Origin of the sequence: Streptomyces sp. NPDC005483, from assembly GCF_040606035.1 — a bacterium.
Classification (GTDB): Bacteria; Actinomycetota; Actinomycetes; order Streptomycetales; family Streptomycetaceae; genus Streptomyces.
In genome coordinates this window covers 231,011-252,867 of sequence record NZ_JBEXEA010000002.1, presented here as the reverse complement: position 1 = coordinate 252,867, position 21,857 = coordinate 231,011, and the positions used below count along the sequence as shown (strand labels likewise).

Here is a 21,857-nt window from a genome sequence, read left to right as displayed (position 1 = left end):
CCTTGACGACAAGTGCGCCCTCTGGTTATCGTCTCACAGACGAAAAGAGGGAGTTCGATGGCCGACATCACCCGGCGCCTCGGCTGGCGCCATCTGCGCGGCGCGCCCACGGCCCACATCCGCCACCACCGCGGCGGCAAGTTGCTGCACGACGGTCCCGGGCTCAGCTTCTGGTTCCGCGCACTGACCGCCGCGCTCTCCGAAGTCCCGGTGGACGACCGCGAGTTGGCCATGACCTTCCACGCCCGTACGTCCGACTTCCAGGACGTGGCGGTCCAGGCGACCGTGACCTACCGGATCGGCGACCCGGCCCTCGCCGCCGCCCGCCTGGACTTCTCGGTCGACCCGGACACCGGGGTGTGGCGGGGCGCGCCCCTGGAGCAACTGGGCACACTGCTCACGGAGACGGCCCAGCAGCACGCGCTCGACGTACTGACCCGGACCTCCCTGTCCTCCGCCCTGGTGGACGGCGTCTCGGCGGTGCGCGAGCGGATCGCCGCGGGCCTCGCCGCCGAACCCCGGCTGCCGGCCACCGGCATCGAGGTGGTCGCCGTACGGGTGATGGCGCTGCGCCCCGAACCGGAGGTGGAGCGGGCCCTGCGCACCCCGGCCCGCGAACAGATCCAGCAGGAGGCCGACCGGGCGACCTACGAACGGCGGGCCGTCGCCGTGGAGCGCGAGCGGGCCATCGCCGAGAACGAACTGGCCAGCCAGATCGAACTCGCCCGCCGCGAGGAGCAGTTGGTGGAGCAGCGCGGCACCAACGCCCGCCGGGAGGCGGAGGAGCACGCGGCGGCGGACGCGGTACGGGCCGAGGCGGAGGCGACCCGGTCGGTACGGCTCGCCCGCGCGGAGGCCGAGGGAGTGCGCGCGGTCGGTGACGCGAAGGCGCAGGCGCAGGCCGCCTGGCTGAAGGTGCACGAGGACGTCGAGGTCGCCACCCTGCACGCCCTCACCGGCACCCGGCTCGCGGAGAACCTGCCGCACATCGACAGCGTGACGATCTCGCCGGACGTGCTGACGGGGCTCCTGGCCAAGCTGGGCGCCCGGGAGCCGGAGTGATTCTCGCGCCACGGGCCGTCCTGGTCCATCGCACCACGGAGTACGAGGAGTTGGTGGCCCACCACGGCACCCACGGCCAGGCCGCCTTCTTCCTCTCCTCCCGGGGCCGGGACATCGAGGAGGTCGCCGGACGCCACGAGCGCACCCGCCGGGCACTCGCGGAGGTGACCGCCGCGATTCCGCTGACCTGGCGTCAGGCCCGGGTGGAGCGTGGCGACCTGGACCGCTTCCTGTTCGCTCCCGAGGACGTCGTGATCGTGGTCGGCCAGGACGGACTGGTGGCCAACGTGGCCAAGTACCTGTCCGGTCAGCCGGTGCTGGGCATCGACACCGAGCCCGGCCGCAACCCCGGTGTCCTGGTACGCCACCGCCCGCGGGACACGGCGGAGTTGCTGGCCGTGGCCGGTGCGAGCGTCGACGAGTTGACGATGGTCGAGGCCGTCGCGGACGACACCCAGCGGCTCGTCGCGCTGAACGAGATCTACCTGGGCGCGGCCGGACACCAGACGGCCAGATACCGCCTGGGCCTGGAGGACGACGGGGGTGTCGTCGAGGCCCAGGCTTCCTCCGGGGTGCTGGTGGGGACGGGGACCGGGGCCACGGGCTGGCTCCGGTCCGTGTGGCAGGAGCGAGGCGGTGCCCTACGGCTGCCGGCCCCGACGGAGAACCGCCTGCTCTGGTTCGTCCGCGAGGCCTGGCCCTCCCCGGCCACCGGCACCCACCTGACGGCCGGCGAACTCCCCGCCCCCGCCCGCCTCCGCCTCACCGTCGAGTCCGAACGCCTGATCGCCTTCGGGGACGGGATGGAGGGCGACTCGCTGGAGCTGACGTGGGGGCAGACCGTGGAGGTGGGGGTCTGTCGGGAGCGCCTGCGGCTGGTGGGGTGAGGGGTGACCGGTGGGTCACCCCTCACGCCGCCCGGAACCATGGCTCACAGCCGTGGGTCGACCGGCTCCGACTCCAGCGCCAACACCCCGAACACCGCCTCGTGCACCCGCCACAGCGGCTCGCCCTCCGCCAGCCGGTCCAGGGCCTCCAGGCCCAGGGCGTACTCGCGGATCGCGAGGGACCGCTTGTGGTTCAGGAACCTCTTGCGCAGGCGGTCCAGGTTCTCCGGGCGGGTGTACTCGGGACCGTAGATGATCCGCAGGTACTCCCGGCCGCGGCACTTGATGCCGGGCTGGACCAGGCGGCCCTCCGTGCTGCGGACCACCGCGCCGAGCGGCTTGACGACCATGCCCTCGCCGCCGCGGCCGGTCATCTCCAGCCACCAGTCGACGCCCGCCCGCACCGACTCCGGGTCACCGGTGTCGACGTAGAGGCGCCGGGTGGTCTGGAGCAGGCCGGTGCCGTCGTGCTCCACCAGCCGGTCCAGCAGGGCCAGCTGCTCGTCGTGCGCGAGACCGGCGAGACTGCGGCCCTGGACCGCGAGGATCTGGAACGGTGCCAGGCGCACGCCGTCCAGGCCGTCGGTGGTCCAGCAGTAGCGCCGGTACGCGTCGGTGAACGCGCTTGCCGCGTCGGCCCGTTCGCGCTGGCGGGCCAGCAGGTCCGTCACGTCCACGCCCCGGTCCGCGGCGCCCTGGAGCGCGGCCAGCGCACCCGGGAAGACCGCGCCGGACGCGGCCCCGACAGCCGCGTACTGCGACCGCAGCAGGCCCGATGCCTTCAGCGACCACGGCATCAGCTCGGCGTCCAACAGCAGCCAGTCGGTGTCGAGTTCGTCCCACAGACCCGCCTCGCCGATCGCCGTCCGCAGCCGGTCGAGAATCGTCTCCGTCACCGACTCGTCGTCGAAGAAGGGGCGGCCGGTGCGGGTGTAGAGCGAGCCCGTCGGGCCGTCCACGCCGAAGCGCCCGCGGGCCGCTTCCGCGTCCCGGCAGACCAGAGCCACCGCCCGCGAGCCCATGTGCTTCTCCTCGCACACGACCCGCTCGACCCCGTCCGCGGCGTACTGCGCGAACGCCTCCGCCGGGTGCTCCAGGAAGCCTTCGACCCGTGAGGTCGCCGTCGGTGCCATGGTCGGCGGCAGGTACGGCAGCAGCCTCGGGTCCACCGCGAAGCGGCTCATGACCTCCAGAGCCGCCGCCGCGTTCTCCTCGCGGACCGCGACCCGGCCCTGGTACCGGGTCTCGACCGCCCGGCGACCGTGCACGTCGGCCAGGTCCAGCGGCCGGCCGTCCTGCCCGCCGGGCGCCTCCGACTTCAGCGGCTTCGTCGGCTCGTACCAGACCCGCTCCGCCGGTACGTCGACGAGCTCCCGCTCCGGCCAGCGCAGCGCGGTGAGCTTGCCGCCGAACACCGCACCGGTGTCCAGGCAGATCGTGTTGTTGAGCCAGGTCGCCTCCGGGACCGGGGTGTGGCCGTAGACCACGGCCGCCCGGCCCCGGTAGTCCTCCGCCCACGGATAGCGCACCGGCAGCCCGAACTCGTCGGTCTCCCCGGTGGTGTCGCCGTACAGCGCGTGCGAGCGGACCCGGCCCGAGGTGCGGCCGTGGTACTTCTCCGGCAGACCGGCGTGGCAGACCACCAGGCGGCCGCCGTCCAGGACGTAGTGGCTGACGAGACCGTCGATGAACTCCCGTACCTCGGCCCGGAACTCGTCCGGGACGCTCTCCATCTGCTCGATGGTCTCCGCGAGGCCGTGGGTGTGCTGGACCTTGCGGCCCTTGAGGTAACGGCCGTACTTGTTCTCGTGGTTGCCCGGCACGCACAGCGCGTTGCCCGACTTGACCATCGACATCACGCGCCGCAGCACACCGGGGCTGTCCGGGCCGCGGTCGACGAGGTCGCCGACGAAGACCGCGGTACGGCCCTCGGGGTGGACTCCGTCGACGTAGCCCAACTTGCCCAGCAGCGACTCCAGTTCGAGGGCGCAGCCGTGGATGTCGCCGACGATGTCGAAGGGACCGGTGAGGTGGGTCAGGTCGTTGAAGCGCTTCTCGGTGACGACGGTGGCGTTCTCGACGTCCGCCACCCCGCGCAGGACGTGCACCTTGCGGAAGCCCTCGCGCTCCAGATGGCGGATCGAGCGCCGCAGTTCGCGGATGTGCCGCTTGATGACCCGGATCGGCATGTCGGCCCGGTCGGTGCGGCCCGCGTTGCGCTCGGCGCACACCTCCTCGGGCACGTCGAGCACGATGGCGATGGGCAGCACGTCGTACTGCTTGGCCAGGTCGATCAGCTGCCGTCGTGAGTCCGACTGCACGCTGGTCGCGTCGACCACCGTGCGGCGGCCGGCGGCCAGGCGCTTGCCCGCGATGTAGTGCAGGACGTCGAAGGCGTCCTTCGTGGCGCCCTGGTCGTTCTCGTCGTCGGAGACCAGGCCGCGGCAGAAGTCGGAGGAGATCACCTCGGTCGGCTTGAAGTGGCGCCGGGCGAAGGTGGATTTGCCGGAGCCGGAGGCGCCGACGAGGACGACGAGGGAGAGGTCGGTGACGGGGAGAACCCGTCCCTTGGTCTGTGTCTCGCTCATGCGGCCTTCGCCTCCTTCTCGGTCCTGATCACGGCTGTGCTCAATTCAAAAACGGCCATCTGTGTGGGCGGTCCGACCTCCGGTTCGTCCGGTCCCACGGGCACGAACTCCACGTCGTAGCCGTGCCGTTCGGCCACCGTCGCCGCCCAGGCCCGGAACTCCTCACGCGTCCACTCGAAGCGGTGGTCGCCGTGCCGGACGTGCCCGGCGGGGAGCGACTCCCAGCGGACGTTGTACTCGACGTTCGGGGTCGTCACGAGGACGGTCCGCGGGCGGGCCGCGCCGAACACCGCGTACTCCAGGGCGGGCAGCCGGGGCAGGTCGAGGTGCTCGATCACCTCGCTGAGCACGGCGGCGTCGTACCCCTTCAGCCGCTTGTCGGTGTACGCCAGCGAACCCTGGATGAGCTGGACGCGGGAGGCCATCCGCTCTCCCATGCGGTCCAGCTTCAGCCGCCGGGAGGCGATGGTGAGCGCCCGCACCGACACGTCGACGCCGACGATCTCGGTGAACTTCGGGTCCTTGAGCAGCGCCTGCACCAACTGGCCCTGTCCGCACCCGAGGTCGAGGACGCGGGCGGCACCGGCGGCGCGCAGCGCCTCCACGATGGCCTCGCGGCGCTGGACGGCGAGCGGAGTCGGCTTCTCCTCGGTCTCGGTCTCCGCCTCGACGGCGTTGTCGATGTCCTCGACCTCGCTGTCGTCGGCCTCGGCGAGCCGCACCAACTCCAGGCGTTCCATCGCCTCGCGCGTCAGCGACCAGCGGCGCGACAGGTAACGGCTGGTGATCAGCTTCTGCTCCGGGTGCTCGGGCAGCCAGCCCTCACCGGCGCGGAGCAGCTTGTCGACCTCGTCGGGGGCCACCCAGTAGTGCTTGGCGTCGTCGAGGACGGGGAGGAGGACGTACAGATGGCGCAGGGCCTCGGCGACGGTGAGTCGCGTGGACTCAAGTTCGAGGCGGACGTAGCGCGAGTCGCCCCACTCCGGGAACTCGGTGTCCAGCGCCACCGGTTCGACGGTCACGGTCCAGCCGAGCGGCTCGAAGAGCGCCCGTACGAGACCCGGGCCGCCGCGGGCCGGGAGTGCGGGCACCTCGATGCGCAACGGCCGCGGCTGCGAGGGCAGTTCCGGCTTGGCATTGCACACGCCGCGCATCGCGCTGGAGAAGACCGCGCTCAGCGCCACCGCGAGCAGCGAGGAGGCCGCGTAGGGGCGGTCGTTGACGTACTGCGCGAGCGCCGTGTCCGGGGCGCCGCCGCGCCCCTTGCCCTTGCCGCGCCTGACCAGCGCCACCGCGTCGACCTCCAGCAACAGCGCCGCCGTGCAGCGCTGATCCTCCGCCTCGGGGTACAGGACATGCGCCCTGCCGTAGGACAGGTTGGTTGAGAACGCTCGGTCAGGGTGCTTATGGAGGAGAAACCCCAGGTCAGTGGCAGGGGTAGTCTCGTCGCCGGTAGTGGAGATCGTCAGGAACACGTGACCGAGTATGCGTGTCGGTGGGCCCATGCCGGTACTGGATTACCTGGGGACAGCAGAAGACCCCTGCCGCATGAGCAGGGGTCCTGTAGGACTGTCAGGGTGTGCGACTACCCGATGTGCCGGTAGAGGGTGGCGCGGGAGACTCCGAGAGCCTTGGCAATAGCGGCGACGCTCTCCCCCTTGGCCTTACGAGCCTTGGCCACGGTGAGCAGATCCTCAGTGATGACGGTGGGACGCCCACCGGTACGCCCCTGAGCCTTGGCCGCAGCGAGACCAGCCTTTGTGCGCTCAACAATCAAGGAACGCTCGAACTCCGCCATGGCGCCGATGACTTGGAGCATGAGCCGTCCATCCGGCGTGCTGGAGTCAATGTTGGCGAGAGCGCCAGTAAGCACCTTGAAGCCAATACCGCGCCCCCTCAGAGCATCAACCGTCGTCACCAGATCAATGAGGGAACGGGCGAACCTGTCCAGCTTCCAGACGCAGAGGGAATCTCCCTCACGCATGTAGTCCTGAGCCTTGGCAAGTTCCGGCCGGTCCATGCTCTTACCGGAAGCCTTGTCCACGAAGATGCGGGAGCAGCCAGCAGCCTTGAGAGCGTCAATCTGCATCTGTGCTTCCTGGTCATCCGTCGAGACTCGCGCGTATCCGATGAGAGCCATGATCCGTTCCCTCCCTGGTGAACCTTGCTGACACAGGAAGTGTCTCATAACTCGTCTCAAAACATCAAGGGATCAAGAGGGGTTGTGAGACGGGTTTTGAACACCCAAATGGGGTCCGGGAGCCGTCCGGCCGGACAGTCTCTCAATCGATGGCGATCGAGACGCTACAAAGCTCGCTACAGAACTGGGACAATAGAAGACAGAGGGAGCAGAGGCGGAGAGAAGAGACAGACGAGACAGTCAGGAGAGAGACATGAGCATGGGACCAGGAGAGCCAGTAGACATGGCAGCCGTCGACCGCATGGGGGACGAGACGGCAGCGCGCAGCGAGGAAGGCGCAGAGAAGATCGGGGACGCCATCCGCAGCGCACTCCCAGCACCAGAGAGCCGCACGGCAAGCTTTGGGCAGGGAGCCATCGAGGGGCGCAGCATCCCCGCCGTTACAGGTGGTCGCACCTACTATGCAAGAGACAATGACGTGATCTTGGTCACAACCTAACCGAATATCGAACACTGTAAGCATGGGTTTTTACAGTGTGTAGCAGAAGGGCCCCCTTCGTCACTCTATGTAGACGATGGGGGTCTTTTTGCTGCTCAGCGGCGCTCAGGCTCCCACCAAACCCGACGCATAGCGTGGGATAATTAATACAGAAGGGTGAGGTCGACGGAGAGAAATACCTATCGACCAACCTGGAGTAATTATGAGCGTGACCATTCCGCGTACAACCGTGCCAGTCGTACCCATTCACCAGGTCAAGAACCTGTCCACACACGCAAAAGTCGTGTGGTCCGCATGGCAAATCGGCCTCCCCCTCACTGAAGAGGCTTGGGAAGACTACCTAGCCAAGATGCGTGTTTCGTACCTGCCTCTTGATGACTGTAAGGCAGAGCTACGCCGTAACGGCTGGCTGGCATAGGGGTACGGACATGAGCGCAAGCATTGCAGAGATCAGCCCTGAAGCATTCACGGTGCTACACGTGATCAGAGCACACAACGAAAGACACGAGTACGTCTCTACGGGCGTACTGGCACACGAGACACACATGACCCCAGACCACATCAGAGAGTGCCTTAGAGAGCTGTCTGAGTGGCCAGAGAGAGCCCTAGTCGCATAGAGAAAGGAAGACATGACAGAGACCCAGTTCGTTGAAGCCCCTGTGCCTCTCCTGAGAGACGACATGCTGTCAGCCAAAGCGAAATTCCTATGGCTGTACCTGAGGAGCCATGCAGGAGAGGACGGGAAGGTTATCCGCCTCAATCAACCTCACCTGTGCAAGATGATCGGATCAGGAGCAAACGCAAAAGATCTGAGAGACGCCGTACGGAAGCTAGAAGACCAGGGGTGGCTAACGGTCGACCGTAGCCGTAAGCCGCACCGATACACACTGAATCAAGGAGAGAACCTATGACCAATCCAAACGCATTTACCTTCGGCTCTCAGGAGCGCAGCAACTATTGGGGGCGCATTCTTGACCCGCAGTACCAGGAAGAGAAGAGAGCCAAGCAGGAAGCCATGGAGGCCGAGCAAAGACGCATGATTGCGGCTCACCAGGAGCAGCAGAGAGCACAGGCAATCATGACCCATGCCGGACCGGCTCTAGTCGACATGATCCGTAAGTACGACGTTCAGGGAAAACCGGCCGTAACGAGCAATGTCGAGCGTGATTTCACTGAAGCTCTACCGGGCGCTACGCCTGATGAGTTCAGAACGGCTCTGGAACACCTCAAGGCTTCCGGCATCGTTCACGAACTGACCTCTTCAACCCAGGGCTTTATGGGTGAGCGCACAACGCATCTCTACGTACTGGAAGGCTAACCATGAACCTCAGCCTTCCGGCTACCGCTCTCTTCACAGAGCTACGGGATACGGGAGAGCGATACCCAAGAGATGCATTCGAGCGAGAATTTCCAGGAGCCGACTACGACACGGCGCTTGGAGAAGCTTTGGAGGAACTGAAGAACACGGGGCCGACCGAGCAAGTACAGGCTTTCACGTACGAGAGACCTAGAGGAGTCCTCTTCACTCAGAAGAGTTCCAGAACGATTCGGATTGACTAAGACCAAACAAGAGAGCCCCGGTCCCATACGCATAAGTATGGGAGCCGGGGCTTTCTAACTGATGGCCTCAGTGTGGATCGAACGGAGTACGGAGAAAGGAACCGTTTAATGCATCGAATCGGAGAAAGAGTCAGGAATTCGTACCAGTAAATTACCTAAACCAGATTTCCATCTAAGACAAGGATACCAGGAATGACAGACAACAAGACAACCGTACCCGTCGACCTATTGGATACCCCAGACGTCATGCACAAGGGAGGAAGCTTTATCCGTACACCTAAGCCATTGCTATACAGCTTCGACCTGACACCCCAAGCCAAAATCCTATGGATGGTTCTAGAGGAGCACGCCGGACAGAACCGCAAGGCCAATGCCGGACAGAAGCGTCTAGCGGCTCTCATGAACATCAGTCTCACTCAGGTAAAGACCTATGTGAAGGAGCTACGCGACCAGGGATGGCTTATCACCCAGGGAAGCAACGGAGACACCCTCTCCTACATCCTGGCCATTCCAGCAGGCTTCAGAGCCCTTGATGAGGAGTCCTACAAGCACGGGACCACCCAAGTTGAGGTAACCGTGAAAGAGAAGATCCTGAACGACGACAAAAAGGCATGGTGCGGGATTGAGGCCAAAGGCTCTGACGCTGCGCCCCGTATGGCAGTCTCAGCCAATCGCATGAAACTTGAGATGGACAGACGCAAGATGGGGGTAGCCGGAATCCCGACTAGGGGGGTAGCCGGAAAACCGGCTAGGGGTAGTCGGAATCCCGACCAGGAGGTAGACGGAATCCCGGCTACAAACAATAAGAAAGAACTAGAAGAAGTAACAAGACGAATGGAACAACCGCTACCCCTGGCGTAGCCAGGGCAGCGAATGAGTACAGAGACAGTAATTCAGTAGACCAGGGAAAAGCCCTGGCTGACACTAATACCGCCTTCGGCGGAGTAGGTATCTCTGGTGATTACCAGAGGAAAGAGGTTATCCCTGGTCCACCTGATTACGTTACTCAGATACCTAACTCTTCCCTGGTCTACTTGATTAGGAATCCCTCGACTTCTCTATCGCTATTCCTCTGGTAATGGAATATCCCAGCCGGCTGGGGTACATTAATTCCTTTATTTAATAGCCAAATGAGGCTACTGAATAGCAATTACAAAGGAATTCCAGTCGTGACACCAAGGAAAGTGGGTAGTTCACGAGGTATCTCGACTAGGTGGAGTTACTCCTGTCCAGCAGGGTCCGAGAAAAGAGCCGGTACCTCCGAGTTTTGAGGATACCGGCTCTACGTCGTTCTAGTTACTACTGTGGATAGTGCATGGTCATGTACTTATCCCGCTTAACAACCAAGTTCCCCGCCTTGTACAGACGCAGAATGAGAGCCTTCCTCCCTACCTGGTTCACCGCTTCCTCAATGGATAGAATTTCGGCTGTCTTGCCGTTCCACAACTTCAGGTGGTCACCCGCCTTCAAGTTCCTCGCTGCCTTACGTGTTGGCTTGTTGATGTCGTTCCCCTCCCTTCTTTTGAGGTACTTCCATCATCCCATCCACCACTGACAAACGAGAGGGAGTCATTCCGCTTACGGCATGGCGCCGGGGGCGCAGCTAGTCGTCGTTCCCTTGCGGCAGATCGTCGAAAGAGAGTTGCCGCTGGGCTGAGGCGGGAGTCGGCCCTATTCGGGCAACGTAGGGATGGATGGAAAGTGACAGCGTTCGCAGTCTCGCGTCTTCGTCTGCCAGCATCTGAGTGGGAAACCAACGTGTGGTTACGGATTGGCCGTTAGCCAACGTGATGGATAGGCGCAGGGCTTTCATATCTTCTGGATCGATGAACGGCGTGTCTGGCCGCACTATCCAGGACACGCTACTAAATGCCTCAAGCTGGACTTTCTCCTCGCCCTCGATCCAATTCGGTGCGAAGGCGTTAATTACCGGCCTCCATGCGCGCCGCCGAACTCCGAGTTCACGACGATCCTGGGAGTGACGGAGCTGTTGAAAGTCGACTCGCTCAATGGTGGTGGGTACGGAACTGGCGTTGACCACACGGACAAAGAAGGCATTCACCAGCTTGTTCCCTGGCCCCGTCCAGTATTCGTACGGTATAGGAATGGAGTCGTAGGTCAGGTTCCGAAATTGGACCCTAGGGCGTCCTCGGAGAAACGTCGCGTAGGCGACTGTCCAGGAGGCCGCCGCGAGCGTGGCACTAAAGCCACTGATAATGATCGCGATGACTGGAAGCGACATGCGCCAAGGATGCCCACCTGTAAGCCCGTTGGACCTTGACTTGAGGAACAACAGCGCTTGGACATGAGAGAGCCCCCAGACAGGGCGTCCAGGGGCTCTCTGAGGGCTTGGGCTACTCCCCTGGCTCCTCGTATGCCGGAAGCCTCTGTGCGCGGCTCTCGGCGATGTTCAGGACGTCCGTAAGGCTCTCGATGAGCCGTCCGGCGATCCAACGCAACTCATCCGTCGTGAGCTTGGCTTCCTCGCCGACCATCGGCCGCGCCAACTCCACGATGACGGCTGCTGTCTCGATCTGCTGACGCTCGATCTTGTCCGCCAGAAGGGACAGAGGTGTGGGAGTGCCGTCCGTGATCAGGTGCGCCGTCTTCCCTTCCGGTCCCTTCCAGGGCAACAGCCGGACGTGACTAGGCTGGCTCACTGTCATCAGCTCCTCATAGCTGGTGGCCATACCCCCGGACCGTTCGCCCGGTTGCGGGGGCCTTACGTGAGATGAGCTTATGCGGTTACGCGTAAGCGCGGTAGCAGAGTTGCGCGATAGCACACAGGCTGTCCGTATGCCTGATCTTGACCGCTCCCGGAACCTCTGGCCGCAGATTGCCGACGACCTGCGTCGCCGGTTGCGCGCTGGAGAGTGGGCACCCGGTGAACGTTTCCCCGGAACGGTCGCTCTGGCAGCGGAGTACGGGACGGCACAGGCGACCACACAGAAAGCCGTCGTAGCGCTCCGCGCGGACGGATGGCTACGCCTGGAAGTCGGACAGGGTAACTACGTGACAGATACTCCCCCAGAGAGCCCCTGAGCGCCCCTGTAAGCCTCTCTGCGGCTCTTCCGGCTACTGCCTCTCCATCAGAAAGCCTCAGGCACGCGAAAGACTAGGGCACCCTGGAATTAAATTCGGATAGTAATGGTAGGGGGGTCGATTTCATAAACAATTCCATAAAAGAATAAGGCCCCGCTATTCAGCGGAGCCTTATCTTTATGTCTGTTTCTATCGCGTCGATTCGAGTTCCTTTAGGAATGCCGGAACGGGTTCCAATGTCACACCGGGGAATTCCCTTAGCTCAGGGTCAGTCCAGTGCGCCGGTACATTCCACCCAGTCAACTGCCATCCTTCTACAGAGGCAGCGTCCAATCCCGCAGCTTGAGCAAGTTGCTTAAGGTCTCCCAGGGAGACAACAGCACCATGCGCAACATAGGGAATGGCTTGCTTCCAGACGTAGACCTTCACTCCCCTGCCCGTTAGATAGTCCCTGCGTTCCTCGGTCCTCATGCCTCCCCACTTCTGAGCCCAAGTAAGACCCGTAGGAACGAAACGAGTAACCGCAGGGCGTACCGGCTTGGCTTTGAGTTCCTTCTGTCTCCTGGTCAAATTCCCGTGCATACGCCAGTAGGACTCTTCTTTTTCGGGATCGTCGTACCGGCCGTTCTCGTAATCCTTCTCCAGCCTGATCAGACGTGCCGTGACCTGCTCCAACTCTGCTGTGTGGTCCTCCCCCGGCTCGGTCACCTTCACTACCTCGGGAAGCTCCCCGAGCCTGCTCAACAGGGCTTCCTCAAAGACTTCATTCAGCAAGTCCTCTGGAATCCGTGCGGGAGAACTACAGGGCATTCCCTTGGAACGGGAAGTACACGAGTAGTGCCGGTAAGTCTTGACTTCCCCTGTTGCCAGAGTCTTCTTCAGCCGGTGACAGAACATCCTTGCTCCGCACACTCCGCAGCGTGCAACACCAGTCAGCAAAGAGGCTTGATCGGTACGCCGGATAACCGAAACGCCACGGGACTTAATGGCTGCAACGGTGGCTTGCCATTCGGCATTGGTGAGAATCGGGTATTCGGTGGCCATAACGGGGTTTCCCTGGTCATCCTCGTACGGCTCACCCTTGAATGCGAGGAATCCAGCACAGGCAGGGTGTTTGAGGATGCGCTGAACTACCTGTGGGCTCCAGTTGGTTCCCTTGGGCTCTGTCAGAGCCGTCCCGTTCCTGCGCTTGGGGTCCTTCCCCCTCAGCTCCCGCAGGTAGTCACGCCACGTCAGTATTCCCTTGGCATTCAGCTCACGGGCAATCTGGTTCGTGGAGACTCCTGCGCGTACCCGCCCTGAGATCTCCTGCAACAGCTTCGCGTACTTGGCTTCCGGCACCAGGACGTAGTGTTTCCCGTCCGGCGAGTCACCGTAGACGTAGCCAAAGGGCGTGATGCCTCCTGCGAACAGTCCATTCCTGCGCAGGTAGTCTCTGGCATCCGCTACGCGCTGCCGGATCTTCCTCAGCTCTCCCGCTGCCTGAGTGGCTTTGGCGTAGGCAATGAGCCGTCCCGTCTCCGTGGAGATATCGAACGACGGATCATCGAGGACGACCAGGGTCTTCCCCCAGTCCAGAACGTTCTTGACGAACGCCATGAAGTGGAGATCGTCACGGCTCAGCCGGTCCTGTGTGGTGACTGCCAGCACGTCCCACTCCTCCCGCCCTTCCTCGGTGAGCCATGGGCCCATAGAGGGGCGCTCAGGGAGGTCTACAGAGCCTGAGACGGACCGGTCCTCCACCACACCCGCTACGAGGTAGCTGAGCCCCTGAGCCCACGTGTGCAGCTTCTCCAACTGCCTTGGGATGGACGTCGATTCATCGGTGTCGACGCTGATCCGTGCGGCGAGTAGCGCCCTCTGTGTCTCTGCCATGGGCCGAGCGTAGGGCAGTTTCAACCTGCGTATCTACGGACTGCCGTAGGAGGTGGAGAACGCCTGCGCCTTGTCGGGATGCTTGTGCAGCAGAAAGCCGAGGTCGGTGGCGGGGCGCTCGGGAGTGCCGGTGGTACTGATCGTCAGAAACATGCGAGTGGCCTCTCCGGCCGGTGGACGGTACGGGGTGCCGTGCGCGCGAAAGCCCCCGAGACGGTGATCCCGGGGGCTCGGCAGGACGACGCCCTCAGCTTCGCACAGGGGCTTCGACCACTGCCTTCGATTTACGACAGCTGCGACTGGACCTGCGCGGAGATCAGCTCCAGGTGATCCAGGTCGTCGAGGTCGAGGACCTGGAGGTAGATCCGGCGAGAGCCCGCGGCGGCAAAGCGGCCGATCCTGTCGACGACCTCGGCGGGCGTGCCGGCCAGGCCGTTGGTCTTGAGCTCCTCGACCTCACGGCCGATCGCCGCGGCGCGGCGGGCGACCTCCTGGTCGTCCTTGCCGACACAGACGACGAGGGCGTTGGAGAAGGTGATCGCGTCTGCCGCGCGGCCCGCCTGCTCGGCGGCGGCACGGACCCGGCCGAACTGCGCCTCGCTGTCCTCCGGCGAGGCGAACGGCATGTTGAACTCGTCGGCGTAGCGGGCGGCGAGACGCGGGGTGCGGGTCTTGCCGTGACCGCCGATCAGCACGGGGATCTTGCTCTGGGCGGGCTTGGGCAGCGCCGGCGAATCCGTGAGCTCGTAGTGCTCGCCGTGGAAGTCGAAGGTCCCGCCGGGCTCGGTGGCCCACAGACCGGTGACGATCTCCAGCTGCTCCTCCAGGCGGGGGAACTTCTCCTTCGGGAACGGGATGCCGTAGGCCGCGTGCTCCTCCTCGAACCAGCCCGCGCCCAGGCCCAGTTCGACGCGCCCGCCGGACATCTGGTCGACCTGGGCGACCTGGATGGCGAGGACGCCGGGGAGCCGGAAGGTGGCGGCGGTCATCAGGGTGCCGAGGCGGATCCGCTTGGTCTCGCGGGCGAGGCCGGCGAGGGTGATCCAGGCGTCGGTGGGGCCGGGGAGGCCGTCGGCGTCGCCCATCTTCAGGTAGTGGTCGGAGCGGAAGAACGCGTCGAAGCCGAGGTCCTCGGTGGCCTTGGCGACGGTGAGGAGGGTGTCGTAGCTTGCGCCCTGCTGGGGCTCGGTGAAGATGCGGAGATCCATGGCTCCATCCTGCACGCAGGGGTGCGCAGCGGTCCCATCGGTCCCCGGGGCCGCACTCGTCCCCGGGCGGGTGAAATCCGTCAACGGTGCGCGCGAGGGGTGACCGTGCCAGTGACCGTGCCAGTGACCGGGCCCTTTGGTGATCGTTCGCTCGGGCGGAGCCGGCTTGTCGTAGCCGGTGCGTGATCCGTTACCCGCGTCGGTCCTTTCGCCGGGGTCCTTGGGCCGAGGAGGCCGTCATGTCCGAAGAAACCGTGCCGCTGACTGCGGGGGCTGGGCAACCGAAGGGGTTGTTGCAGCAGATGGAGGAGTTGATGGCGGCTCTGAACGCGGATCTTTCGGCGTTGGACGCGGATCTTCAGGGGGCCGGGGGTTCCGGACCTGGGGTTGGTGAGGAAGAGGTCGGCTGAGGACAGTTCTCCGGCTGCGGGTGCGTCGTGGCTGGTCGCGCAGTTCCCCGCGCCCCTCAGTGGGTGCACTCGAAGTACGCCCAGCTGTACCCACCTCTTTCAGGGGCGCGAGGAACTCGCGCGACCAGCCCCCACCGGCCCGCGGCCGAGAACTCACCCCGCCTCCGGCAACCCCTCCACCCGGTCCGCCAGTCTTCGCAGCATCTGCACCACCCGGTCCCGCGACTCGTCCGCCGCGTCGATCGCCTCCATGCACTGCCAGTACGTCGTCTCGTCGTCGGCCGCGCAGGCGAGGCCGACCAGGGCTATACCCACCTCGCCGAGGAGACCACCGAGGTAGAGGAGGGCCTGGCGGGCGTCGCCGAGTTCGGTGAGCTGCGCGGCCCGCAGCTCCGCCAGGGCGATGTCGGGACGCTCCAGGACGCCGCAGCCCCGCCCCGCGAGTTCGGTCAACCCCAGGGCCTCGCCCCGGAGTTCGGGTGGCCCGGCGACCGCGAGGCGGCTCCCTATCGCCTGGGCCAGGGCCTGCGCCTGCCACACCTCCGCCATGACCTGAGGCGCCTCGCCGCCCCCGGCCAGGGCACGCCTGCTCGTCACGATGAGCCGCACCGCGTCCATCGGCTGCCCCCGTCTGTCGCCCGAACTTCCTTGTCCACTACCCAGAGTGAGGTCGCTCGGAACGAAAAGCCAGAGGTAGGCGGAAATCTGTGGACAACAAATCGATTTCGGACCCACTTTTCATCACGGAGAGTGAAAGAGGACTGAACCCTTCCTCACGGCGCGGGAAACCGTCGCTCGTTGCGGTCGATCTTCGCGTCCAGCGCGGCCAGCGGATCGACGCCGAGCACCTCGCACAGCTGGAGCAGATACGCGAGCACGTCGGCGATCTCGTCCGTGACGCGGTGCGCGGTGTCGGGGTCGTCCATGACCCGCGTCGACTCCTCGGGCGTCAACCACTGGAAGATCTCGACCAGTTCGGAGGCCTCCACGCTGAGCGCGGCGACGAGGTTCTTGGGGGTGTGGTACGGCTGCCAGTCGCGGGCGGCCGCGAAGTCGGCCAGCCGGCGCTGCAGTTTCGCCACGTCGAGAGGTTCTGTCACGGCTCCAGGTGTACCACCGTGACCCCGTCCACCCCCGCGGCCCACGAGGCGTCACTCACCGCTCCGACGAGCCGGATGTGCCCGCGCTCGCACATCCGCACGGCCAGCCGCAGCAGTTCGGTCCGCTGCCGTGGGTCCAGGCCCCGGTCGAGGTTGTCGGCGAGCACGGTGAGCGTCTGCATCGCCGCGGGCACCTCACCGGCCGGGTCGACCTCCAGCACGCCGGGCCCGGTGAGCAGCACCAGCGCGAGGGCGAGGTACCTCAACTCGCCGTCGCCCAGGCGCCCGAGCTCCGTCCGGCTGCCGTCCCCGCGGTCGAGCAGGGCCCGGACCCTCCCCGCGGACAGGGGTTCGGCGAGCACGTCGGCGACCGGGCCCGCGCATCCGGCGCGCACCGCGGCGACGAGCTGGGCGTGCCGTCGGCCGCACTCCGCGCGCGTGCGCCACAGCACGTCGGCGAGGTTGTCGCAGCCGCCGAGCAGCCGTCCGGAACCGGTCGGGACGGGCAGGCGCATGCGTCCGGGCCGTGGGTCGCAGCCGAAGACGGAGCGCAGGGCGACGACCATCTGCTCGGCGGCGGCGAGGACGCGCCGCTGTCCGTCCGTCTTGCCGGCCACGCGCAGCGGCAGCAGAGCGGTGCCGAGCTGGTCGTCCGGGAGCGGGGCGCGGGTGACCGGTGCGCTCCCGGCCGTGTGCCAGGCGGCCTGCACGGCCCGGCGGGAGGGGTCGCGCAGCGCGGTCTCCAGGAGGACGAGGCCGCCGGACGTCAACCGCTCCCCCACGATGCGCAGTTCGGGCTCGGCCTGGACGGCGACGTCGAGCCGGACCGGGCCCTCTGGTCCGTCGGCCGTGCAGCCGATCCGGAAGCCGCGGCGGCGCTGGGCGTCGGGGCGGGCCCGGTCGGGGACACAGGCGACGGGTCGGGGGAACACCTCACCGACGCTCGCGCCGCCACCGAGCCGCGCGAGCGCCTCGTACGCCCTGAGCGCGCTCGTCTTGCCGCTTCCGCTGGGCCCGGCGAACAGGGTCAGCGGCCCGAGCGGCAGTCCGGCCCGTCGGTGCACGGCGTACGCGGAGAGCCGCAGCTCGGTGAGGCAGGGCCGGTCGGGGCGGTGCTCGCCACCCTGCGCCGGCTCCGCGAGCGGAGGAGCCGACTGAGCCGGCACTAAAGAGGATGTGGAGGACACACGCATATCCGGACCGTAGGACTCCGCCGCCGGGCGAACCGTTCCTCCGCGGCGGCCTTCCCACGAACGAGCGAACCTCCCCGAGGCTCAGGTCCCCGGCATCCCCGCGCTCTCCATCAGGCCCGTCACCTCGGTCCCGGCCGGAGTGAGCAGGAACACGTTCCGGTCCACCCGGTGCATCCCGCTGGCCAGTCCGAAGACGACGCCCGTACTGAAGTCGAGGACCCGCTTGGCGACCTCCGTCTCCGCGCTGGTGAGGTCGAGCAGGACGGGGATTCCCGCCATCAGGGTCTCGGCGACCTCGCGGGCGTCCGCGAAGACGTTGATCCGGAGCACGACGAAACGGCGCCGGGCCTCGGTCGCAGCCTCCGGCATGGACCGGTGGTCGATCGCGGACGGCCACGCGTCCCGCCCACGCAACGGAACGACCTGGGCGAGCCCCTCCCACTGTTCATCGGTGACGTCGTACCTGTTCACCGGCTCCCCCCGATCCGACTCGCCTTCAATGCCTGCACCAGCCAATTCTTACGCCAAGTCACCCGTTCGGCCCAACAACGACACGGTCCGCGACCGGCTCGGCGGCACATCTCGTACGGACGAAAGGGTCTTACCCGTCTCACACCGGACTCTTGGCCTCCGGCCGAGGGCACCTCACCAGGCCCGATTAGCGTCCGATGTCGTGCTCCTGGCAGATACTCAGCTGTCGGCACCCGGCCGGCCGACCCAGCCGACGGTGTCCACCGCCCCGGAACCGCCCACGCAGTGGCATCGCGTCCTGACGCTGCTCGCGGACGTCAGCCTGTTCATCGGCACGCGCGAGGTGTGGACACAGGCGGCCACCCACCGGCCGGCCGTGGCCGCGGTCATCTCGCTCTGCTACGCCTCGATCCTCGTCTGCGGTGTCCTGGCCCTGGTCGTGCGCGGCCGCCGCTCCCTCGCGCGCGTGGACCTGTGCGTGCTGGTGACCGGTCTGACGCTCGCCCTGTGCGCGTTCGTCCTGTTCCACCGCGGCTCCGACGAGTCCGCCCTCACCGCCCAGGCGGCCCGCGACCTGGTCGCCGGGCACGGGGTCTACGGCCGTCCCTGGCCCTGGCTCTTCGGCGGCAACGGCATCGCGCTCACCCCGACCGTCACGGGCGGCTACGACTACACGTACGGCTATCCCCCGCTCGCCCCACTGCTGACCGCCCCCCTGCTGTGGCTCGGCCACGGCGGCCTGCCGGCCATAGCGCTGAGCACAGTCGCCCTGCTGGTCGGCACGGTGGTGCTGTGGTGGCTGCTGCCCACGCCGTGGCGGTCGGCGGCGACCATGACGTGCCTGGGGTTCTCGATGCTCTCCATGTACGGCCGCCTCGGCTACCCGGCGATCCTGGCGCTGGCCCTGCTGGTGCCGGTGGTGGTGCGCTGGCCCCGGATCGGCCGGGGCGGAAGGCTGGGTCCTGCCGGGATGGCGCAGGCGGCGTGCCTGGGAGCGGCGTGCGCGGCGCAGCAACTGCCGTGGTTCCTCACGCCGTTCCTGCTCGCCGGGATCTACGCGGTACGGCGCGGGGAGCTCGGGGCGCGGGCTGCGGGGCTGCTGGTGCTGCGGCTCGCCGGGGTCGCCGCCACCGTATGGCTGCTGATCAACACGTACTTCATCGTGAGCCAGCCGGTCGCGTGGCTGAAGGGCATCGCGCTGCCGCTGATCCAGGGCGCGGTGCTGCACGGCCAGGGTCTGGTGGGCGTGTCCCTGTATCTCACCGACGGCAGTGACCGGCTCGACTGGTACGGGTACGCGAGCCTGCTGCTGCTCGCCGGTCTGCTGGCGTTGTTCGTGCTGTTCGTGCGCCGCCTCGGGCCGGCGGCGACCGTGCTGCCGTGGCTGGCCTTCTGGCTGGCGACACGTTCGCAGGACGGCTACTACCTGATGATGACCCCGCTGTGGCTGGCGGCGGCGGTCACCGCGCCCGCGGCGGAGTTCGCGGGGGCCTGGCAGCCGTTCACGCGCCGGCTCGCCGGTCCGCACCGGCGCCCGGCACGGATCGCCGCGGCCGTCGTGCTGCTGGGCCCGGCGCTGGCGAGCGCGGCGCTGGCGGCCACCGGCTCACCTCCCCTGCGCATCCAGGTCACCTCCGTGCGCCACGACGTCCGCACGCTCTCCCGGCTGACCCTGCGCGTCACCAACACCGACGACGACGCCCTCGCCCCGCACTTCACGCTCACCCGGGGGCAGGGCATGTACCCGTACTTCTCGGTGCTGCGCGGGCCGGCCACGCTGCCCGCGCACACGACGGCGACGTACGAGCTGCGGCCGCCCGGGGGGACGTACGCCCTGCCGCACCGCCATCAGCAGGTCCGGCTGCGGGTCTTCACGTCCTCACCGCAGACGCTGTCGAGCACCTACGTCACACTGCCGACCGCTTGAAGCGGAGCGAGGCGGTGACCGTGGTCAGGCCGCGGATCATGCCCAGCTGGTTCCAGCCCAGGCCGAAGTGCTCGCGGTCCACCGAGAACTCGGCGTTCAGCGTGACCGCGTCGGCGCTCGCGTCGGCGAGCTGCGCGGTGAAGGACTGGGGGCGGCTGATGCCGCGCGCGGTCAACTGGCCGACCACGTGCACCTGGTCACCGTCGCGCAGCTCGGCGCTGCGCACCGCGAAGGTGATCGCGGGGTGGTTCTCGACGTCGAAGAAGTCGGAGCCGCGCAGGTGCTCGTCCCGCTTGGCGTTCTTGGTGTCGAGGGAGGCGGCGTCGAGGGTCACGGTGCCGACGGCGGACCCGTCGGCCCGCACCTCGCCCTGACCTTCCACGGTGGTGAAGGCGCCCTTCACGGTCACCAGGCCCCACATCGTCCTGTGCTTGAGCGCGACGGTGGTGGCGGTCCGGTCGAGCTGCCAGGTTCCGGTTTCGACGGCGACGGTCATGATCCCTCACTCCTATTGTTCAAATTTGGATGACAGCACGCTATCCCATACTCCAAATTTGAACAACAGCTACACTCGAAGCATGGCCGATGCATCCGAATGTCCCGCCACGACCGGCGGGCTCCTCCCCCCTGAGCTGCACGCATGGATGCTGATGCTGGCCGCGACGGGAGCCGTCGAGCAGGAGCTGCGCTCCGTCGTCAAGGAACGGCTGGACGTCTCGCACGACGAGTTCCTGGTGCTCTCCCTGCTCGCCGCGGACCCCGGCCAGGCCCTGCGCATGACCCGGATCGCCGAACTCCTGGGCCGCCCGAAGACCCGCCTCACCTACCAGATCGCCTGCCTTCAGCACGCCGGTCTGGTCACCCGCAGGTCGGTCTGCGGCGACAAGCGGGGCATCGAGGTCGTCCTCACCGAGAAAGCCCGGAACCTGCTCAAGGACGCCTCCGAGGCACTCGCCGGGACGGTCAAGGAGGCGTTCGGACGCTTCATGGGCCCCACTCAGCGCCAGGCGTTGTGCGCGCTGATGCCGGACTTCGCGGCGGAGACGACAGCGGAGTAGTCGCCGGCCTTGGCCGGAACAAGCGGCGACCGGATCTTCCTCAGGGGCGCGGGGAACTGCGCGACCAGCCACGACGAACCGCCGCCGCCCACGACCTCAGACCACCAGTTCCATCAGCTCCCCCCTGGCCCGCGCCACACGAGACCGCACGGTCCCCACAGGACACCCGCCGACCACAGCCGCCTCCTCGTACGACAGCCCCAGCATCTGCGTCAGCACGAACGCCTCCCGCCGCTCAGCGGGCAACGCGGCCAGCAGATCGAGCAGCGCTATCCCGTCGTCGAACCCCAACACACCCTGGGGCTGGGCGCGCTCCACCGCCGCCTGCCAGTCCGCACCGTCGTACCGGCGGGGCCGGGCCGCCGCGTGCCGGAACCCGTCGATCACCGCGCGCCGGGCGATGGACAGCAGCCAGGCCCGCGCCGAGGACCGCCCCTCGAACCGGTGCAGACTGCCGAGCGCCCGCAGGAACGTGTCCTGGGCGAGGTCGTCCACGGCCTGGGGGTCGGCGCACAGGTAGGAGACATAACGCAGAACGTCACGGTGGAGCGCGCGTACGAAACGGTCGACGGCGTCGGTGTCACCGGCGCGGGCGGCGAGTGCCCAGGCGGTGGCGGAGGCGTCGGCGGCCTCCCGTTGCGCACGGAGGTCGGCAGGGGAGGGCAGGGCGGAAGTGATCACCAGGTGTCCTTCTCGGGTCAGCCGTGATCCGGACCGCCCTCTGTGCACAGGAGGGTGCGGGGTGGTCCGGTGAGGGGATCCGGGCGTACTGCGCCGACGTGGACGTGGTGGTGGACACGTGGGCGTACGGCCGGGGCCCGAGGCGCACAGGGGCGA

General features: G+C 66.5%; 21 protein-coding genes and 1 pseudogene. 8 read left to right on the top strand and 14 right to left on the bottom strand.

Annotated elements, in window-relative coordinates; translation table 11 throughout:
• Nucleotides 1-57 precede the first annotated feature (57 nt).
• On the top strand, nucleotides 58-1,062 hold the full coding sequence (locus ABZT06_RS04480; protein WP_355734643.1) for an SPFH domain-containing protein: 1,005 nt from the start codon (nucleotides 58-60) through the stop codon (nucleotides 1,060-1,062).
• Nucleotides 1,059-1,949, top strand: coding sequence for a hypothetical protein (locus tag ABZT06_RS04475; RefSeq protein WP_355734640.1), 891 nt, complete (start codon nucleotides 1,059-1,061; stop codon nucleotides 1,947-1,949). The genes ABZT06_RS04480 and ABZT06_RS04475 overlap by 4 nt, the downstream gene beginning before the upstream one ends.
• A 44-nt stretch (nucleotides 1,950-1,993) precedes the next feature.
• On the opposite strand, the gene ABZT06_RS04470 is transcribed toward ABZT06_RS04475, so the two are convergent.
• From ABZT06_RS04470 to ABZT06_RS04460, 3 genes are all read right to left on the bottom strand, one after another.
• Nucleotides 1,994-4,537 carry a polynucleotide kinase-phosphatase gene (locus ABZT06_RS04470; protein WP_355734637.1) on the bottom strand — a complete coding sequence of 848 codons (2,544 nt, stop codon included), beginning with the start codon at nucleotides 4,535-4,537 and terminating at the stop codon, nucleotides 1,994-1,996.
• A complete protein-coding gene (locus ABZT06_RS04465; RefSeq protein ID WP_355734633.1) occupies nucleotides 4,534-6,012 on the bottom strand; it encodes a 3' terminal RNA ribose 2'-O-methyltransferase Hen1 in 1,479 nt (492 codons plus the stop codon). The genes ABZT06_RS04470 and ABZT06_RS04465 overlap by 4 nt, the downstream gene beginning before the upstream one ends.
• A 110-nt stretch (nucleotides 6,013-6,122) precedes the next feature.
• The gene (locus ABZT06_RS04460; RefSeq protein ID WP_355734630.1) at nucleotides 6,123-6,677 is read right to left on the bottom strand and encodes a recombinase family protein; all 555 of its coding nucleotides are present in this window, start codon (nucleotides 6,675-6,677) and stop codon (nucleotides 6,123-6,125) included.
• A 1,406-nt stretch (nucleotides 6,678-8,083) separates the two neighbouring features.
• Between ABZT06_RS04460 and ABZT06_RS04455 the strand changes: the two genes are divergently transcribed.
• Together ABZT06_RS04455 and ABZT06_RS04450 are read left to right on the top strand one after the other, a co-directional pair.
• Nucleotides 8,084-8,494: a hypothetical protein gene (locus ABZT06_RS04455; protein WP_355734627.1), complete on the top strand. Its 411-nt coding sequence runs from the start codon at nucleotides 8,084-8,086 to the stop codon at nucleotides 8,492-8,494.
• Between the two features lie 434 nt (nucleotides 8,495-8,928).
• Nucleotides 8,929-9,597: a helix-turn-helix domain-containing protein gene (locus ABZT06_RS04450; protein ID WP_355734624.1), complete on the top strand. Its 669-nt coding sequence runs from the start codon at nucleotides 8,929-8,931 to the stop codon at nucleotides 9,595-9,597.
• A 742-nt stretch (nucleotides 9,598-10,339) separates the two neighbouring features.
• Here the strand turns inward: ABZT06_RS04450 and ABZT06_RS04445 are convergent.
• Both ABZT06_RS04445 and ABZT06_RS04440 read right to left on the bottom strand, forming a co-directional pair.
• On the bottom strand, nucleotides 10,340-10,978 hold the full coding sequence (locus ABZT06_RS04445) for a hypothetical protein (RefSeq protein WP_355734621.1): 639 nt from the start codon (nucleotides 10,976-10,978) through the stop codon (nucleotides 10,340-10,342).
• Nucleotides 10,979-11,090: 112 nt separating this feature from the next.
• A complete protein-coding gene (locus tag ABZT06_RS04440; protein ID WP_355734618.1) occupies nucleotides 11,091-11,426 on the bottom strand; it encodes a hypothetical protein in 336 nt (111 codons plus the stop codon).
• A gap of 49 nt (nucleotides 11,427-11,475) precedes the next feature.
• Between ABZT06_RS04440 and ABZT06_RS04435 the strand changes: the two genes are divergently transcribed.
• Complete coding sequence (locus ABZT06_RS04435) at nucleotides 11,476-11,778, top strand: GntR family transcriptional regulator (RefSeq protein WP_355734615.1); 303 nt, start codon at nucleotides 11,476-11,478, stop codon at nucleotides 11,776-11,778.
• 189 nt (nucleotides 11,779-11,967) lie between these two features.
• On the opposite strand, the gene ABZT06_RS04430 is transcribed toward ABZT06_RS04435, so the two are convergent.
• From ABZT06_RS04430 to ABZT06_RS04420, 3 genes and pseudogenes are all read right to left on the bottom strand, one after another.
• Nucleotides 11,968-13,653 (bottom strand): recombinase family protein, encoded by a 1,686-nt coding sequence (locus tag ABZT06_RS04430; RefSeq protein ID WP_355734612.1) that lies wholly within the window; start codon nucleotides 13,651-13,653, stop codon nucleotides 11,968-11,970.
• A 42-nt stretch (nucleotides 13,654-13,695) separates the two neighbouring features.
• A pseudogene (locus tag ABZT06_RS04425) lies at nucleotides 13,696-13,914 on the bottom strand (3' terminal RNA ribose 2'-O-methyltransferase Hen1); the annotation flags it as partial.
• A gap of 23 nt (nucleotides 13,915-13,937) precedes the next feature.
• Nucleotides 13,938-14,861, bottom strand: coding sequence for an LLM class F420-dependent oxidoreductase (locus ABZT06_RS04420; protein WP_355734609.1), 924 nt, complete (start codon nucleotides 14,859-14,861; stop codon nucleotides 13,938-13,940).
• A gap of 239 nt (nucleotides 14,862-15,100) precedes the next feature.
• On the opposite strand from ABZT06_RS04420, the gene ABZT06_RS04415 reads away from it, so the two are divergent.
• Complete coding sequence (locus tag ABZT06_RS04415; protein WP_355734606.1) at nucleotides 15,101-15,271, top strand: hypothetical protein; 171 nt, start codon at nucleotides 15,101-15,103, stop codon at nucleotides 15,269-15,271.
• Between the two features lie 153 nt (nucleotides 15,272-15,424).
• Here the strand turns inward: ABZT06_RS04415 and ABZT06_RS04410 are convergent, their stop codons facing one another.
• From ABZT06_RS04410 to ABZT06_RS04395, 4 genes are all read right to left on the bottom strand, one after another.
• The gene (locus tag ABZT06_RS04410; RefSeq protein ID WP_355734603.1) at nucleotides 15,425-15,889 is read right to left on the bottom strand and encodes a DUF6099 family protein; all 465 of its coding nucleotides are present in this window, start codon (nucleotides 15,887-15,889) and stop codon (nucleotides 15,425-15,427) included.
• A 155-nt stretch (nucleotides 15,890-16,044) separates the two neighbouring features.
• A complete protein-coding gene (locus ABZT06_RS04405; RefSeq protein WP_355734600.1) occupies nucleotides 16,045-16,371 on the bottom strand; it encodes a nucleotide pyrophosphohydrolase in 327 nt (108 codons plus the stop codon).
• On the bottom strand, nucleotides 16,368-17,564 hold the full coding sequence (locus ABZT06_RS04400) for an ATP-binding protein (protein ID WP_355734597.1): 1,197 nt from the start codon (nucleotides 17,562-17,564) through the stop codon (nucleotides 16,368-16,370). Before ABZT06_RS04400 ends, ABZT06_RS04405 begins: the two co-directional genes overlap by 4 nt.
• An 81-nt stretch (nucleotides 17,565-17,645) precedes the next feature.
• The gene (locus ABZT06_RS04395) at nucleotides 17,646-18,035 is read right to left on the bottom strand and encodes a cell division protein SepF (RefSeq protein WP_355734594.1); all 390 of its coding nucleotides are present in this window, start codon (nucleotides 18,033-18,035) and stop codon (nucleotides 17,646-17,648) included.
• 256 nt (nucleotides 18,036-18,291) lie between these two features.
• Between ABZT06_RS04395 and ABZT06_RS04390 the strand changes: the two genes are divergently transcribed.
• A complete protein-coding gene (locus ABZT06_RS04390) occupies nucleotides 18,292-19,962 on the top strand; it encodes a hypothetical protein (RefSeq protein ID WP_355735525.1) in 1,671 nt (556 codons plus the stop codon).
• Here the strand turns inward: ABZT06_RS04390 and ABZT06_RS04385 are convergent.
• Complete coding sequence (locus ABZT06_RS04385; RefSeq protein WP_355734592.1) at nucleotides 19,943-20,458, bottom strand: YceI family protein; 516 nt, start codon at nucleotides 20,456-20,458, stop codon at nucleotides 19,943-19,945. The two genes, ABZT06_RS04390 and ABZT06_RS04385, sit on opposite strands and share 20 nt — an antisense overlap.
• Before the next feature lie 82 nt (nucleotides 20,459-20,540).
• Between ABZT06_RS04385 and ABZT06_RS04380 the strand changes: the two genes are divergently transcribed.
• Nucleotides 20,541-21,020, top strand: coding sequence for a MarR family transcriptional regulator (locus ABZT06_RS04380; RefSeq protein WP_355734590.1), 480 nt, complete (start codon nucleotides 20,541-20,543; stop codon nucleotides 21,018-21,020).
• Between the two features lie 96 nt (nucleotides 21,021-21,116).
• Here the strand turns inward: ABZT06_RS04380 and ABZT06_RS04375 are convergent, their stop codons facing one another.
• Nucleotides 21,117-21,701: a sigma-70 family RNA polymerase sigma factor gene (locus ABZT06_RS04375; RefSeq protein WP_355734588.1), complete on the bottom strand. Its 585-nt coding sequence runs from the start codon at nucleotides 21,699-21,701 to the stop codon at nucleotides 21,117-21,119.
• Nucleotides 21,702-21,857: the final 156 nt, after the last annotated feature.